General features: G+C 61.2%; 16 protein-coding genes and 1 tRNA gene. 9 read left to right on the top strand and 8 right to left on the bottom strand.

Features of this window, described 5'->3' with window-relative positions:
* Positions 1–115 precede the first annotated feature (115 nt).
* The gene (locus tag ACO07C_RS23580; protein ID WP_421916572.1) at positions 116–454 is read left to right on the top strand and encodes an ArsR/SmtB family transcription factor; all 339 of its coding nucleotides are present in this window, start codon (positions 116–118) and stop codon (positions 452–454) included.
* Between the two features lie 171 nt (positions 455–625).
* Entirely contained in the window at positions 626–1,423 is a 798-nt protein-coding gene (locus ACO07C_RS23575; RefSeq protein ID WP_421916571.1) for a TrmH family RNA methyltransferase, read from the top strand.
* A gap of 9 nt (positions 1,424–1,432) precedes the next feature.
* Here ACO07C_RS23575 and ACO07C_RS23570 read toward each other — a convergent pair whose 3' ends face one another.
* The 3 genes from ACO07C_RS23570 to ACO07C_RS23560 all read right to left on the bottom strand — a co-directional run bounded on the left by ACO07C_RS23570 (position 1,433) and on the right by ACO07C_RS23560 (position 3,634).
* Positions 1,433–1,681 (bottom strand): hypothetical protein, encoded by a 249-nt coding sequence (locus ACO07C_RS23570; RefSeq protein ID WP_421916570.1) that lies wholly within the window; start codon positions 1,679–1,681, stop codon positions 1,433–1,435.
* A gap of 56 nt (positions 1,682–1,737) precedes the next feature.
* Complete coding sequence (locus ACO07C_RS23565) at positions 1,738–2,901, bottom strand: hypothetical protein (RefSeq protein ID WP_421916568.1); 1,164 nt, start codon at positions 2,899–2,901, stop codon at positions 1,738–1,740.
* A 151-nt stretch (positions 2,902–3,052) separates the two neighbouring features.
* Entirely contained in the window at positions 3,053–3,634 is a 582-nt protein-coding gene (locus ACO07C_RS23560) for a DUF1134 domain-containing protein (protein WP_421916567.1), read from the bottom strand.
* Between the two features lie 343 nt (positions 3,635–3,977).
* On the opposite strand from ACO07C_RS23560, the gene chpT reads away from it, so the two are divergent.
* Entirely contained in the window at positions 3,978–4,607 is a 630-nt protein-coding gene (chpT, locus tag ACO07C_RS23555; RefSeq protein WP_421916566.1) for a histidine phosphotransferase ChpT, read from the top strand.
* 293 nt (positions 4,608–4,900) lie between these two features.
* The gene (locus ACO07C_RS23550; protein ID WP_421916565.1) at positions 4,901–5,269 is read left to right on the top strand and encodes a response regulator; all 369 of its coding nucleotides are present in this window, start codon (positions 4,901–4,903) and stop codon (positions 5,267–5,269) included.
* A gap of 83 nt (positions 5,270–5,352) precedes the next feature.
* Here the strand turns inward: ACO07C_RS23550 and ctrA are convergent, their stop codons facing one another.
* Positions 5,353–6,048 (bottom strand): response regulator transcription factor CtrA, encoded by a 696-nt coding sequence (gene ctrA / locus ACO07C_RS23545; RefSeq protein WP_006203583.1) that lies wholly within the window; start codon positions 6,046–6,048, stop codon positions 5,353–5,355.
* A 451-nt stretch (positions 6,049–6,499) separates the two neighbouring features.
* Here ctrA and ACO07C_RS23540 point away from each other — a divergent pair, with 451 nt between their 5' ends.
* Entirely contained in the window at positions 6,500–6,877 is a 378-nt protein-coding gene (locus tag ACO07C_RS23540; protein WP_421916564.1) for a flagellar export protein FliJ, read from the top strand.
* A 106-nt stretch (positions 6,878–6,983) separates the two neighbouring features.
* Here the strand turns inward: ACO07C_RS23540 and ACO07C_RS23535 are convergent, their stop codons facing one another.
* Positions 6,984–7,373 (bottom strand): winged helix-turn-helix transcriptional regulator, encoded by a 390-nt coding sequence (locus ACO07C_RS23535; RefSeq protein ID WP_421916563.1) that lies wholly within the window; start codon positions 7,371–7,373, stop codon positions 6,984–6,986.
* 90 nt (positions 7,374–7,463) lie between these two features.
* On the opposite strand from ACO07C_RS23535, the gene ACO07C_RS23530 reads away from it, so the two are divergent.
* Positions 7,464–8,390 carry an NADP-dependent oxidoreductase gene (locus tag ACO07C_RS23530; protein ID WP_421916562.1) on the top strand — a complete coding sequence of 309 codons (927 nt, stop codon included), beginning with the start codon at positions 7,464–7,466 and terminating at the stop codon, positions 8,388–8,390.
* 70 nt (positions 8,391–8,460) lie between these two features.
* Here the strand turns inward: ACO07C_RS23530 and ACO07C_RS23525 are convergent, their stop codons facing one another.
* A complete protein-coding gene (locus ACO07C_RS23525; RefSeq protein WP_006203587.1) occupies positions 8,461–8,736 on the bottom strand; it encodes a DUF1153 domain-containing protein in 276 nt (91 codons plus the stop codon).
* A 257-nt stretch (positions 8,737–8,993) separates the two neighbouring features.
* Here ACO07C_RS23525 and mnmA point away from each other — a divergent pair, with 257 nt between their 5' ends.
* Entirely contained in the window at positions 8,994–10,184 is a 1,191-nt protein-coding gene (mnmA, locus tag ACO07C_RS23520) for a tRNA 2-thiouridine(34) synthase MnmA (protein ID WP_421916561.1), read from the top strand.
* Between the two features lie 53 nt (positions 10,185–10,237).
* Here mnmA and ACO07C_RS23515 read toward each other — a convergent pair whose 3' ends face one another.
* On the bottom strand, positions 10,238–11,203 hold the full coding sequence (locus tag ACO07C_RS23515; RefSeq protein WP_421916560.1) for a Gfo/Idh/MocA family protein: 966 nt from the start codon (positions 11,201–11,203) through the stop codon (positions 10,238–10,240).
* A 239-nt stretch (positions 11,204–11,442) separates the two neighbouring features.
* Here ACO07C_RS23515 and ACO07C_RS23510 point away from each other — a divergent pair.
* Both ACO07C_RS23510 and ACO07C_RS23505 read left to right on the top strand, forming a co-directional pair.
* Positions 11,443–11,519 (top strand) — tRNA-Met (locus ACO07C_RS23510).
* 121 nt (positions 11,520–11,640) lie between these two features.
* Positions 11,641–11,775 carry a hypothetical protein gene (locus ACO07C_RS23505; protein WP_421916559.1) on the top strand — a complete coding sequence of 45 codons (135 nt, stop codon included), beginning with the start codon at positions 11,641–11,643 and terminating at the stop codon, positions 11,773–11,775.
* 163 nt (positions 11,776–11,938) lie between these two features.
* Here the strand turns inward: ACO07C_RS23505 and ACO07C_RS23500 are convergent, their stop codons facing one another.
* A complete protein-coding gene (locus ACO07C_RS23500; RefSeq protein WP_421917589.1) occupies positions 11,939–12,661 on the bottom strand; it encodes a class II aldolase and adducin N-terminal domain-containing protein in 723 nt (240 codons plus the stop codon).
* Positions 12,662–12,712 lie beyond the last annotated feature (51 nt).

The following is a 12,712-nucleotide window of genomic DNA, read 5'->3' as shown; positions in this document are numbered from 1 at the left end:
ATGTTCTACCTTTTACATCGACACTGAATCGCCAGCGCGATTTAACGAGTTAATCTATGGAACCAGACGCTATTGCCCCCATAGCGTTCGGTCAGCAGAAAGACATGGGGGATCAATGGTCTCGACAAAGCTAATCGCCAACGCCGAATCCGCAGCCGCGTTCCTCATGCTGATGGGCAATGAGAAGCGGCTGTTGATCATGAGCTACCTCGCCGACGGTGAAATGTCGGTCGGCGCCATTGCCGAGAAGGTGATGCTCAGCCAGTCCGCGCTTTCACAGCATCTCGCCAAACTGCGCGCCCTGGACCTCGTCGACACCCGGCGCGACCGGCAGATGATCTACTATTCGTGCAAGTCCGAAGCCGTGCATGAGTTGCTTGACATGCTGGACGGCATTTTCGGTCAGGGCAAACAGCCCGAGGCGGCCTATGGCCTTCGCCGCGCCAGGGCTTGACCGGCCTGGCCTCACCGGCCCGGCTTGACCGGGAAGCGTCCTGATGCGCATGCCTTGCCGTGATTTTCAAGGCGACTGACCCCTTGCCGGGGACAAGTCGCCTTGAAACCATGCGTCGTGCTATCCGAATATCGGCCCTGATCGTCGGGCCGACGCGCCACCGAGGAATGCATGGTCCCCATTCGTATCGACGACCCGCATGATCCGCGTGTCGCCGCCTATCTCGATATACGCGAGCGTGACCTCGTCGGGCGCCAGGGCTGCTTCATGGCCGAAGGCAAGGTGGTTTTGCACATGCTGCTCTCGGGCAAGCGCTTCGCGGCGGAGTCGGTGCTGATCCTCGAAAACCGCCTGGCCGGCCTTGCCGACACATTGTGCAAGGCGCCCTCGGACCTTCCTGTCTATGTGGTGGCCGGCGATGTCATGGACAGGATCGCCGGCTTCCATATGCATCGCGGGATCCTGGCCATGGGCCGCAAGGGCGTCGACCTGTCCGCCGAAGCCCTCCTGGGCACCTTGCCGGCCCGCGCGCTGGTCGTCGTGCCCGTCGGCATCGCCAACCACGACAATATCGGCTCGATCTTCCGCAACGCCGCGGCCTTCGGCGCCAATGCCGTTTTGATGGACGAAACCTGTTGCGATCCGCTGTACCGCAAGGCAATCCGCGTTTCCGTCGGCGCCGTACTGAAAGTCCCCTTCGCGACCTTCACCGACACCGCCAGCTTCATGGCGACGCTTGCCGCTCAAGGCTTCGAGCAATTCGCGCTGTCACCAAGCGGACAAACCGACATTCGCCAGGCCAAGGCGGCGCAACGGCTGGCTCTCTATCTCGGCACCGAGGGTGAAGGCCTGCCGAAAAACCTGCTCGAGCGACTCCATACGGTTCGCATCGACATGGCCGAGGGGTTCGACAGCCTGAACGTCGCGGCGGCATCGGCCATCGCGCTGCATCATTTTTCACACGTTTGACGCACGGCATCAGAAGCGGCGGGCTTTCGGCGGCGCGACAGCGCGTGTCGTGCCGGTCTCGCTCGGCGCAACGTCAATCCTCAAGGGTTCCATATCATCGGCCAGCGGCACGGGGGCGCCGGTGGCCTTCGATCGCGCATGGCGCGCCATCCTCGCGGCCGTGGACAATGAGGTTAACCAGTCGAGGAACGCAAAAAGCAACGGATGGAAGCGCCAAGCCGCCAACACGGCGATTGATAGAGCGGTATAGAGCATCATGGTCTTATGACGTGGTGATGCCCAGCCGTCGGCGCAAGCTAAGAGCCGCGGCCTCGTCAGTTGGTCGATTCGGCTTTCTGCAGTGCCCGTACGCGATCGGCGAGGCTGCGCTCGCCACTGGACGGGCGCACGTCCTGCGGGGTTGCCAGCGCCTTGGCGATCGGCGAATCCGGTCCCTCGAGCTTCGCCGTCAGATTGACGACCTCCGCCGCCAGTTCGTTCATCTGCTCGCGCAGTGCCGCGCTGGCATGGCTGGCATCGTTGCCATTGGCGGCTTTCGTTGCCTCGAAGGCGGAAAGGTCCGTCTTCAGCCGCTTGTTCTCACGCGCCAGCGCCGTCAACCTGGCTTCCAGCCGCTCGCGATCACCGTCGAGCCTGGCGATCGCCTTTTCGATATCCTCACCCTTGGCGCCTTGATCGCCTGGCGTCCCGACCAGCCGCAGGGCCGGTGAATTGTCCACGCTCTCGCCCTTCGTCTTTTCACGCAGCCGCGTCAGCTCCTTTTCCCGGCGCTCAAGCTTGTCCTCGCGATCGGCCAGCGTTGCCAGCAGACGCTCGATCTTCTTGTCCAGCTCACCGGTTCGCTTCTTTTCGGCCTTCAACGCGTCGCGCGCCGCCTTGCTCTCCGCCACGATCTCCTGGCTGCGCCGGTCAGCCTCCTTGCGCTGGGCGCGCAACGCCGCGATGTCGTCGGCCAGTTTCTGCAGTTCGGATTCGCGCGCCACCAATTCGATCTGGCGGCTGCTGGACGAGAAACTGGCGTCGTCATACATGTGTTCCAGCTTTTCAAGCTCCAGGGCCCGCTTCTCCAGCTTGCGCTCTGTCTCGGTCATCCGCTCCGACAGCTGCTGCAATTGCTCCTCGCGCTGCCGCAGCGCATCGCTTTTGGCTTCGAGTTCGGCGAGAGCCTCGTTCTTGTTCTTGCGCTCGACCGCAAGGCCCTTCAGCGCTTCGCGGCCGCGGCCGATCTCGACGAGCTGTTCGGCCGCTTTCGCGCGCAGGGACTTAACATCGATTTCCAGCCGCCGCGTAATCATGGCGTACTCGGCGCGGATGCGATCCTTGTCGGCCTGGATCTCGGGAAGCGTCAGCGGCATGGAGCCCTCGACGCGCCTGCGCGTCAGCGCAACGGCGCGGCGCCAGATTGCCGGCGCCACAAGCAGCGCCAGGAAACCGGCAACGAGAAAGCCAAGGGCAAAGAACAGGATCGACTGAACCAAAGCGACAACCCGTATGGATGGCAACCAATTGCCAGAACAGAACTGTGCCACGTTCGCATGACGGAAATCCAGCGCTGCGGCAAGGGTCTGCCGCAGCAATCGGTGGGATTCACAGTCTTGTCGTTGACCCGGAAGACAGGCCGCATGCGGCTCAGAACGGGTTCCAGGTGGCACGCTCGGTCAGCTTGAGATAGCCCAGATTGACGCCAAGCCGGGCGCCGACGCCTGTGCGGATCGGAATCAGCAGCACATTGTTGTTCTTCAGCACGTTGAAGCCGACGCCGGCGACCACATAGGCGGAACCAGCCACCCCGCCATAGCGGTTGTACAGATTGCCCACATCGTCGAGATTGTAGACCAGCATCATGACCCGGGAGCCCTCGCCGCCAAAATCCCAGCCCAGCGACGGGCCCTGCCAGAACACTTTGTGATCGCCGGCGTTTTTCGTATAGAGCGTGCCCTCGCCATAGGTCAGGCCGCCGATCAGCGCGCCCGACCCCTCTTCGCCGAGCAGATAGCCATTCGGCAGCCCGTACGAAGCGAAAATCTTCTCGACGACGGTCGCCAGGCCGCCTGATGTCGCGCCGAAGAATTTGTGACCGGAATCAACGATCTCCTGAGCGGTGTATTCCTGGGCCCGCAGGGCCGAGGTTGAAAAGACGAGAACACCCATGAGCGCAATCGTCATTGTGATGACGCGGAAAAGAGTCCGGCCGTTATATCGGGAAAACATGCTTCCAATCTCCGTCATGGAGCACTTTCGCCGACGCCTCGCACCCGTACGGCTCTTTGGCGGCCGTTAAGGATGACTGTTACGGGCAAACTATGCCGTAATTCTTTTTCAACCATTAAGCTCTCACATGAAGATGGCGGTTCGAAGGCTGGTTTTCGCACCGCTCAGTCAGTCGTACCCTGCGCGAACGCACCATTTGCGATAACGACGATTTTGGTTTTGTTGCCGCTCGCACGGGCACTGTGTATTCAGGATCCCGGGGAGAAAAGCGTGATTCGTGTGGGCAGGCGTGACGAACGATCACCCGGCCATGAGTTGTGAAGTTTTGCAGGGATTTTCACCGATGGCCGATCTGTTCACTCTTTCCGCACCCGACCTCGCGGCCCTTTTGTGCAGCCGGGTCTGCCACGATATAATTTCGCCGGTTGGCGCCATCAACAACGGGCTCGAGCTGCTCGATGAAGGCGGCGCCGACGAAGACGCCATGAAGCTGATTCGCCAGAGCGCGAAGAATGCTTCCGCCCGCCTGCAGTTCGCCCGCATCGCCTTCGGCGCCGCCGGCTCCGCCGGCATGCTGATCGACACTGGCGACGCCGAGGCCGTTGCGATCGCCTTCCTCAAGAACGAGAAACCCGAACTTGTCTGGAATGGCACCCGCGCGCTGCTGCCCAAGAACAAGGTCAAGCTTCTGCTCAACCTCCTTCTTGTCGCCAATGCCGCCATTCCGCGTGGCGGCAAACTGACCGTCACGCTGGAGAATCTCGAAACCGAGCCGCGTTTTTCGCTTGCCGCCAGCGGCCCGATGCTGCGCGTGCCGCCCAAATTCCTGGAACTGCACTCGGGCAACAAGCCCGAAGAGCCGATCGACGCCCATTCGGTGCAGCCCTATTACACGCTGCTCCTGGCGCGCGAAGCCAACATGACGATCTCGATCCACGCCACGGCGGAAGAAATCGCTTTTTCCGCGGCCTGAGATTTACAGTCGAGGGACTATCCATAAGGTCGTGAAGCGGGCTTATGGATAGCTTTCCGTTGTCAGCAAGACAACTTTAAGTATTACCTTCGGGCAATACTGTCCCGACAAAAAAATCCATTTAAACTGGAATTTTTCGTCAGATCGACGAAAGCATCTGCGAATAAATCGCAGCAAAGACCATCTTTGCAAAAATTTTACCTAATGGCTTTTCGGCTTCTTTACCAGATCGGTCTAGGGTACAGCCCAGATGCCCCGCTGCCAGATCGTCCGCATGGCAAAGAGGACCCCGAATGAAACGCTGCATGTTCGTCGACGATTCAAGCGTCATCCGCAAGGTTGCAAAGCGCATCCTTGGCGGCTCCGACATGGTTGTCATCGAAGCAGCCAGCGGGTTTGACGCAGTCGAGATGTGCGCGGCCGACATGCCTGATGTCATTGTCGTCGACGGCGCCCTGCCCGACATGCCGGCAGTGGATTTTATCCGCCGTGTGCGCGCCATGGAAACGCCGATAGCGCCCCAGATCCTGATTTCGCTGGTCGAGCTCGATGTCGCCTCGATCATGCGGGCCAAGCGCGCCGGGGCCCAAGGCTATCTGCTGAAGCCGTTCAACCGGCCGCAATTGCTCGAGCGCTTCCGCACCCTGAAAGTCGCGGCCTGATTCGCGCAGCCATCGACGCATAAAGAAAACCCGGCCTTGGCCGGGTTTTTTCGTGGGGAACGAATGAGGCGGGCGTTTTGCGCTCAGGCGCTGACGCGAATATCTTCCGGTTCGCGCAACACATAGCCGCGGCCCCAGACAGTCTCGATGTAATTCTGGCCGCCGGAAGCCGCGTCGAGCTTCTTGCGCAGCTTGCAGATGAAGACGTCGATGATCTTCAGTTCCGGCTCGTCCATGCCGCCATAGAGATGGTTGAGAAACATTTCCTTGGTCAGCGTCGTGCCTTTGCGCAGCGAGAGCAGTTCCAGCATCTGGTATTCCTTGCCGGTCAGGTGCACGCGCTGGCCGCCGACTTCGACGGTCTTGGCATCGAGATTGACCACCAGGTCGCCGGTGGTGATGACCGATTGGGCGTGACCCTTGGAACGGCGCACGATCGCGTGAATTCGCGCCACCAGCTCGTCCTTGTGGAACGGCTTCGTCATGTAGTCGTCGGCGCCGAAGCCGAGGCCGCGCACCTTGTCCTCGATACCGGCCATGCCGGAAAGGATCAGGATCGGCGTCTTCACCTTGGACAGGCGCAGTGTTCTCAAGACTTCATAACCCGACATGTCCGGGAGGTTGAGGTCGAGAAGGATGATGTCGTAGTCGTAGAGCTTGCCTAGATCGACCCCCTCTTCGCCGAGGTCCGTCGTATAGACGTTGAAACTTTCCGATTTGAGCATCAGCTCGATGCTCTGTGCGGTTGCACTGTCATCTTCAATCAGCAGAACACGCATTTCATTCCCCTTTTCTGCCGCCGGACCATTTCGCGACCCATCCGGGCCGGTAGCAGTGATTGCCTAGTGCAGAGGCTGCCATCGAATGGTTAACAAAACCTAATTCCGCATCCATGTCGGTACCAGATTTTTTAACCCCTTTCTACACCCTCTTGAATCTAATAATGAATCACAGACCCAAATCGCTAATGCAACACATTAATAATCCAGCCTAAGTGACTCAAGGGACTCATCGGCCGCGCTCCGCATCGCTAGCCGGAATTTTTACCCGGCCTTAAGTCCTGAGCCGTATGATTAACAATGCCCGTAAACGAATGGTTACCACCGGCAAAAAACTTTAGGATTTTGTTTCCCATAGTTCGGGGAATGCCGGTGGACACGGGCAACGGTTGGGCCTTTCGGGGCGGATTGGACGATATGTGCAGGTGTGCGTTTCCGGGAGTACCGAATCATGAAGTCACGTGAAAACCTCGTTCGGCTGAAACAGTTTCAGGTGAACGAGAAGCGGCGCCAGCTGCTGCAGCTCGACATGATGATCGCCGAGTTCGAACGGATGGCCGTCGAGCTGGAGCTTCAGATCACCGCCGAGGAAAAGAAGGCTGGCATCACCGACATCAACCATTTCGCCTATCCGACCTTCGCCAAGGCGGCACGCTTGCGCCGCGACAACCTCAGAAATTCGCAAAGCGACCTCGCACAGCAGCGAAGCGCTGCCGAATCACTACTCGGCGAAGCTGAAGCGGAGCTTTCCAAGGCGGAAATGCTGGAGTCACGCGACACCAAGGTCCGCGACACCGAAATCGGCGGCCGCAGCGCGATGATCGGCTGAGGCGGGCCGTACGCCAGTCGCCAGCCACCGCACGTGCCGATGACTATCCCAGGGGCGTACGCGATCATCGCGCCCCGAGGCAATTCCAGGAGAGCGTGCAGCGCTCTTACGCAGCTTCGCCTTCCATGATCGCGCGAGCCCGCGCTTCCTTGATGTCGGGCGCATGCTGCTCCGACCACGCCCTTATCTGAGTGAGCAACCCCGCCAGGTTCTGGCCGAGTTCGGTCAGTTCGTACTCGACGCGCGGCGGGATGACCGGGAATATCTCACGCCGAACGAGGCCATCGCGCTCCAGCACGCGCAGCGTCTGCGTCAGCATTTTGGGCGTGATGCCCTCGAGCTTGCGGGCAAGCTCGCCATTGCGCATCCTGCCCCGCCGCAGCGCGCAGACCACCAGGTAGACCCATTTGCTGGCCAGCATCTCCAGCACGGTGTGCGACGGACACGTCCGCCGATACGCGTCATAGCCGAATGGGGAACTCTCTTCGCTATCCATGAGGTGCCTATATATGGAAAAGGTACATACTGGACAAGGGATTATTACTATCCAATCGATAGTGGCACATTACCAAGCCAGGAGGGTTCCATGCGTGCCATCATCCAGAATTCCGTCGGCGGACCCGACGTCCTCGTCATCGCCGAGCGTCCCGATCCACGGCCCCAGGCCGGTGAAGTGCTCGTCCGTGTCAAGGCGGCCGGCATCAATCCGGTCGATGGCGCGGTGCGCGCCGGCAATTTCCCGCTGCTCGGCGAACCGCCCTTCATCCTCGGCTGGGATATTTCGGGAACCGTCGAGGCGCTGGGCGCAGGCGTGACGGGCATCAAGGTCGGCGACGCCGTGTTCGGCATGCCGCGCTTTCCCAAGCAGGCGGCGGCCTACGCCGAACTGGCGGCGGTGCCCGCGGATGAAATCGCGCCCAAGCCCGGACGTATCGATCATGTTCACGCCGGCGCGCTGCCGCTGGCCGGACTGACGGCATGGCAAGGTCTAATCCGCCATGGCGGATTGAAGCCTGGGCAGCGCGTTCTGATCCATGCCGCGGCCGGCGGCGTCGGGCATCTTGCCGTGCAGATCGCCAAGGCGCGCGGAGCCCATGTCATCGCCACGGCCAGCCCCGAGAAACTCGATTTCGTCCGCTCGCTGGGCGCCGACGAGATCATCGATTACACGAAAGGCGATTTCGCCGGCAACGTCGACAATGTCGACCTGGTGCTGGAGACGGTGGGCGGCGACCATGCCGAACACTCATTGAAGGTGATCAAGGCAGGCGGCGTTCTGGTCTCGCTGCTCAATGTCAGCGATGCCGCGAAGGCGCTGGCCAAGGAAAAGGGCATTCGCGTCGAGCGCATGTCCGTGGTGCCGGACCGCGCCGGCCTGGTGGAACTTGGCAGGCTGAGCGACGAAAACAAGCTTGCCGTCCACGTGGCCAGGACCTTTCCGCTCGACCAGGCGGGCGCGGCCCACACGTTTCTCGGCACCAGGCCGATCGGCAAGGTGGTGTTGACGGTCTGAACCAGAAGAATCGCCGCAGCAAAACAAAAAGGGCGCGGGTTGCCGCGCCCTTTATCTTGATTGAACCAACCTAGTGTCGGTATTGCTGGATGCGCGTCGTGCGCAGCCCGGCAAGGCCATATTCATCGATCGACGCCTGCCAGGACAGGAATTCCTCGGTGGTCAGCTTGTAACGCTGGCACGCTTCTTCAAGGCTCAAAAGCCCGCCGCGCACCGCTGCAACCACTTCCGCCTTGCGCCGGATGACCCAGCGACGCGTATTCGTCGGCGGCAGATCGGCAATCGTAAGTGGGCTGCCGTCAGGCCCGATAACATATTTGACTCGCGGTCTAACCAGATCGGTCATCGTACTCTCTACAAAAAACTCAAAGACCCAATCCCCACCACGTTACCGCCACAGCTTTAAAAATTGCCTAAGCAGACCCTAATGACTAGGTAAGGATCATGAACGCTGCGTTAGTCTTTTCTCCGGCATTTGAATCATCTGCTGGGAAGTGAGGAATGCGGCCGTGAAAATCGGCATGCCTTCAAAGCTGGCGCGCCCGGAAAGCTTGACCTATATTCCGGCCTTCGGCATTCAGCGCCGTGCAGAATGAAAGAACCATGAACAGTCTCGATCTTCCCGGACGCCCGCAGGATACCCGCATCGTCGTTGCCATGTCGGGCGGTGTCGATTCATCGGTCGTCGCCGGCCTTCTCAAGCGCGAAGGCTATGACGTCGTCGGCGTCACCCTGCAGCTCTATGACCACGGCGCGGCGACGCACCGGGCTGGCTCCTGCTGTGCCGGACAGGATATCGACGACGCCCGCCGCGTCTCCGAGACGCTCGGCATTCCCCATTATGTCCTCGATTACGAGGAGCGCTTTCGCAAGGCGGTCATTGATCCCTTCGCCGAGAGCTATGTTGCCGGCGAAACGCCGATCCCATGTGTTTCATGCAACCAGACAGTAAAATTCGCCGACCTTCTGGCGACAGCGAAGGAACTTGGCGCCGAAGCGCTGGCCACCGGCCACTACATCCGCTCCGGAGCCAACGGCGCGCACCGCGCGCTTTTCCGGCCCGTTGATGCCGACCGCGACCAGAGCTACTTCCTGTTCGCCACCACGCAGGCGCAGATCGACTATCTGCGCTTTCCGCTCGGCGGCCTGTCCAAGCCGCAGGTTCGCGCCATCGCGGAGGAGATGGGGCTGACGGTCGCCGCCAAGCAGGACAGCCAGGACATCTGCTTCGTACCGCAGGGGAAATACTCCGACATCATCGCCAAGCTGAAGCCGGCCGCCGCCAATCCCGGCGACATAGTCCACATCGATGGCCGCGTGCTCGGCCGCCATGAAGGCATATTGCGCTACACCATCGGCCAGCGCCGCGGCATCGGCATCGCATCGGGCGAGCCGCTCTATGTCGTCCATCTCGACGCCGACCGCGCCCGCGTCGTCGTCGGCCCGCGCGAGGCGCTGGAGACGCACAAGATATACCTGCGCGACATGAACTGGCTGGGCGACGTTTCGCTGTCCGACATCCCGCCGGCGGGGCTGGAGCTGTTCGCCAAGGTGCGCTCGACCAGGCCACCGCGCCCGGCGGTGTTGCGCCACAAGGCAGGCGTCACCTCGGTCGAACTGGCCGACGGCGAATCCGGCATCGCACCGGGACAGGCCTGCGTGCTCTATTCGGATGATGGCAACCAGGCCCGCGTGTTTGGCGGCGGCTTCATCGAGCGCTCCGAGCACGGCGCGGAGGCCGAGGCGATGCTGAGCCGGCTCGCGGCCCGCCCGGCGCGGATACCAGCCGAATAGCTCAAGCAATCAGCGCGCCGTCCCGGTCTCTCCGGGGCGGGGCAGCGCTGTTATCAGGGATTCGATCGGGAGTGGGTGACGGTGCCCGCCGTCAGGATGCGTAGAACCCTGATGGCTTCCTCGCCGCTGGTGCGCGGTTCCGCGCGCGTCTCTATACACTGGATGAAATGCTCGAGCTCGCGCGTCAGCGGCATGCCCTCGCCCACCGCGACATAGGACGGCTCATTGGCGGTGAAGGCCCATTGGCCGCTGTCCTGCCAGACGGCGTGGCGATAGACGGCGAGCTTGCGTTCCCAGGGTTCCACGTCGTCGAACACGGCCATCGCCTTGGTGCCGACCACGGTCAGCCGCCGCTCGCGGTAGGGGTTGAGCCGCGAGGCGAAGAGATGGCCGCGCAGGCCGTTGGGAAAGCGCATGTGCAGATGCGCGAAGTCGCTGAGATTGTCGAGAAGGGCAGCCCCCTCGCCGCGCACCTCGATCGGCTCGGTGCCGGTGATCGCCAGGATCATCGACAGGTCGTGCGGCGCCAGGTCCCATAGCGCATCGTTCTCGGTGTGGAACTTGCCAAGGCCCAGCCGGTGCGAGTGAATGTACTTGACCTCGCCCAGCTCGCCCTTGTCGATCAGCGTCTTCAGCATCTCGAAGGCGGGGTGGAAGCGCAGCACATGGCCGACCATGAAAACGCGGCCATTGTCCTTGGCCGCCTGCACCGAACGCTCGGCGTCGGCGACCGTCAGCGCGATCGGCTTCTCGACCAGCACGTCCTTGCCGTTTTCGACCGCGCGCACGGCGAGGTCGGCATGGAATTGCGGCGGCAGCGCCATGACGATGGCATCGACATCGTCGCGAACGAAAAGCTGATCAGGCGAGATGGCGAGGCAATCCTGCTCGCTGGCGAAACCCTCCGCGCGGGCGCGGTTGGCGTCCGACACGGCGTGCAGCGCGCCGAGCGCCTTGAGGGTGCGGATATGGTTGCTGCCCCAGTATCCGCAACCGAGGACTGCTATGCGCGGCTTCATCGTGTTGAACTCGAAATATTCGTGGCCGAGACATAGCGACGTGCCTCTGCGAACTCAACCCCGGTAGCCGTGCTCAAATGTCTGGGCAGGGAAGCTTTTCGTGAATGACAATATGCCGGCGAACTGGTTGCTTCGATGCTTGACAGGCTTACCCTCCCAACCTTATATCCGCCCGACCTTGGTGAACGCCTCGACATGCCCCTCGATTTGAGGCGGATTTCGGGCCCCTTCACCGCCTTGGCGGGGTAGCTCAGTTGGTTAGAGCACGGGAATCATAATCCTGGGGTCGGGGGTTCAAGTCCCTCTCCCGCTACCATCACTGCAGCGTCAGGCGCTGTTCCTAGTTTACGATTTGGCTGGTTCAAAAGCTCCACCGGCTCACCGCGGACTTTCATGTCGCTTCCCCGGTCATCCTGGCGCTTGGGGTCTACGGGCAGATGATCTGTATCGACCACCGGCGTGATTTCGTCGGCGTGAAACTGTCGACCTGGCCGCAGGCGATAAAACCAGCGATGCGTATCGACATACAAAACCTGATGGCCGCGATCTCCGACAATCTCAGTTCGACGTAGAGTCGGTGGAACACTTCGGGTTGCGGCTGAAATTTCGATTGGCACTCGACCTCGGTTTGGGTGAGGAGCCGCGATCGTTTTGAGATTGCTTTCTGTGGCTCCATAGGCTGACAGTCGGACGCCACGAGCGGCTATGCCTACAGGCGACATCGACTTGTGAAGGTCATTTGCGGTAGTCGGGCTCTTCGACATCGAGAATGGCCCGCACTTCGGCGAGATGGTCGATCGCCAGCTGGCCGTAGTCCGCCCATTGCCGCTGCGTTACGGCCGCGACCTCGTCGGAAACGATCCGTAGGGGTTGGCCCGATGCATAGGCGATCATCAGCGTCTCGCAGGCGCGTTCGAAATAATACATCTCGTCCAAGGACGCGGCCACCGTCTCAGCCCCGACGAGTACTCCGTGATTGCCCATGAGCAGAACGTTGCGGTCTCCGAGCTTGCTCGCCAAGCGATCGCCCTCATCGTCGGACAGTCCCATACCGCCGAAATCTTCGTCGATCGCGAGCCTGCCGAAGAAGCGCATCGTGTTCTGATCGATCGGCGGCATGCGGCTGTCCTTCAACGCTGCCAGGGCCGTCGCATAGCGCGGGTGCAGATGCATGACACACCTGGCACGTGGACAGCGCGCGTGGATGCGCCCGTGAATGTGCCAGGCGGTAGGATCGGGCGCATCCGGCCGGTTGAGTGTCGTGGCATCCTCGGAATCAAGCAAGATGAGGTCCGACGCCCGTATTCGAGAAAAATGTCGCCCGCGCGGGTTCATCAGGAAATATCGTCCGCTCGGCCCCACGGCGAGGCTGAAATGATTGGCTACGGACTCGTGCATCCCCAAGCGCGCAAACCATCGAAACGAGGCCGCAAGATCCTGCCTCATCGTATCCAGCATTTCGTTGTCGGGCAGCCTGTCATTCGCGATTGCCGACGGGTTATGCGAAGC

Origin of the sequence: Mesorhizobium sp. (genome assembly GCF_965229135.1) — a bacterium.
In the GTDB taxonomy this organism is placed as follows: Bacteria; Pseudomonadota; Alphaproteobacteria; order Rhizobiales; family Rhizobiaceae; genus Mesorhizobium.
This window is presented reverse-complemented; position numbering and strand designations above follow the sequence as displayed.

Bases quoted from the DNA above. Each gene is read 5' to 3' on its own strand.
- ACO07C_RS23530 (WP_421916562.1), top strand. From the start codon at position 7,464: ATGCGTGCCATCATCCAGAATTCCGTCGGCGGACCCGACGTCCTCGTC.
- ACO07C_RS23505 (WP_421916559.1), top strand. From the start codon at position 11,641: ATGATCTGTATCGACCACCGGCGTGATTTCGTCGGCGTGAAACTGTCG.
- ctrA (WP_006203583.1), bottom strand. From the start codon at position 6,048: ATGCGTGTTCTGCTGATTGAAGATGACAGTGCAACCGCACAGAGCATC.
- mnmA (WP_421916561.1), top strand. From the start codon at position 8,994: ATGAACAGTCTCGATCTTCCCGGACGCCCGCAGGATACCCGCATCGTC.
- chpT (WP_421916566.1), top strand. From the start codon at position 3,978: ATGGCCGATCTGTTCACTCTTTCCGCACCCGACCTCGCGGCCCTTTTG.
- ACO07C_RS23560 (WP_421916567.1), bottom strand. From the start codon at position 3,634: ATGTTTTCCCGATATAACGGCCGGACTCTTTTCCGCGTCATCACAATG.
- ACO07C_RS23500 (WP_421917589.1), bottom strand. From the start codon at position 12,661: ATGCTGGATACGATGAGGCAGGATCTTGCGGCCTCGTTTCGATGGTTT.
- ACO07C_RS23550 (WP_421916565.1), top strand. From the start codon at position 4,901: ATGAAACGCTGCATGTTCGTCGACGATTCAAGCGTCATCCGCAAGGTT.
- ACO07C_RS23535 (WP_421916563.1), bottom strand. From the start codon at position 7,373: ATGGATAGCGAAGAGAGTTCCCCATTCGGCTATGACGCGTATCGGCGG.
- ACO07C_RS23570 (WP_421916570.1), bottom strand. From the start codon at position 1,681: ATGATGCTCTATACCGCTCTATCAATCGCCGTGTTGGCGGCTTGGCGC.
- ACO07C_RS23580 (WP_421916572.1), top strand. From the start codon at position 116: ATGGTCTCGACAAAGCTAATCGCCAACGCCGAATCCGCAGCCGCGTTC.
- ACO07C_RS23515 (WP_421916560.1), bottom strand. From the start codon at position 11,203: ATGAAGCCGCGCATAGCAGTCCTCGGTTGCGGATACTGGGGCAGCAAC.
- ACO07C_RS23575 (WP_421916571.1), top strand. From the start codon at position 626: ATGGTCCCCATTCGTATCGACGACCCGCATGATCCGCGTGTCGCCGCC.
- ACO07C_RS23525 (WP_006203587.1), bottom strand. From the start codon at position 8,736: ATGACCGATCTGGTTAGACCGCGAGTCAAATATGTTATCGGGCCTGAC.
- ACO07C_RS23540 (WP_421916564.1), top strand. From the start codon at position 6,500: ATGAAGTCACGTGAAAACCTCGTTCGGCTGAAACAGTTTCAGGTGAAC.